General features: G+C 55.2%; 2 protein-coding genes. One reads left to right on the forward strand and one right to left on the reverse strand.

What is annotated here, in order from left to right; genetic code table 11:
- Positions 1-687, forward strand: a 687-nt coding sequence (gene dnaQ / locus ACXJ5O_RS27700; RefSeq protein WP_457302711.1) for a DNA polymerase III subunit epsilon, incomplete at its 5' end; no start/stop codon positions are given.
- 50 nt (positions 688-737) lie between these two features.
- Here dnaQ and secB read toward each other — a convergent pair.
- The coding region (secB, locus tag ACXJ5O_RS27705; protein ID WP_457302712.1) for a protein-export chaperone SecB at positions 738-1,149 on the reverse strand (412 nt) is incomplete at its 5' end.

A 1,149-nucleotide genomic window follows, 5' to 3' on the forward strand; every position in this document is an offset into this window, starting at 1 on the left:
GAAACAACTGGCCTCGACCGGCTTGATGACCGGGTCATAGAGATCGGTGGCGTTGAGCTTATCAACCGGTTCCCTACCGGACGGACATTCCATGTCTACATCAATCCCGAAGGGAAGGTCATCCATCCTGATGCGCTGGCCGTGCACGGTATCAGCAATGACAAGCTGGCCGATAAGCCGCTTTTCGCCGGGATACTCCATGACTTTCTCGATTTTATCGATGGGGCGAAATTGATTGCCCACAATGCGACATTCGATATGGGCTTCATCAATGCGGAGCTCAACCGGCTCGGTCATCCGCCGATTCACAATGACCGCGTAGTGGATACACTGGCGCTGGCGCGGCGAAAACATCCGATGGGGCCGAATTCGCTCGACGCCCTCTGCAGGCGCTATGGTATCGACAACAGCCACCGCACGATGCACGGCGCTCTCCTGGATTCGCAGCTCCTGGCCGAAGTCTATATTGAGCTGATCGGCGGCAAACAGGCTGCACTTGGCCTTACGATTGCCGAACAGGCAAACAACCGGCAGCCTGGCGATGTTTCAGGAACGATTATCATTTCCCGCCGGCCAATACCGCTTCAACCTCGTTTAACCGAGGCTGAGAAAATGGCCCACGCGCACCTGGTTGAAAAGATTGGCGACAAGGCCATCTGGAACGAACGCACAGCTTCTGCTGCTTGAATAAAAAACCCGGGCTAGATCCGGGTTTTTCAACTTTAATTAGCCTTAGCTCAGCTGACTTGCGCCTTGGCCTGCTCTTCGGCCATGCGCTGCTGGAACATTTGCGCGAAATCGATCGGGTCGATCATCAGCGGCGGGAAACCGCCATTGCGTGTGGCTTCTGCAATGATCTGGCGGGCGAACGGGAACAGCAGGCGCGGGCATTCGATGAACAGCAGCGGCAGGAGGTGTTCCTGCGGGAAACCGACAAGCCTGAAAACACCGCCATAGACGAGTTCGGCATTGAAAAGGACATCTTTGCCTTCGCTCGCCTTTGCTGACAGCGTGAGAACGACATCAAAATCGTTTTCGGCGATCGGATTGGCATTGACGTTGACATTGATGCTTATACCGGGTGCATTTTCGCGCGGACGCAGCGACAAAGGAGCGCCGGGGCTTTCAAAAGAAAGGTCCTTTACATAC

This window comes from Phyllobacterium sp. P5_D12, assembly GCF_054049495.1.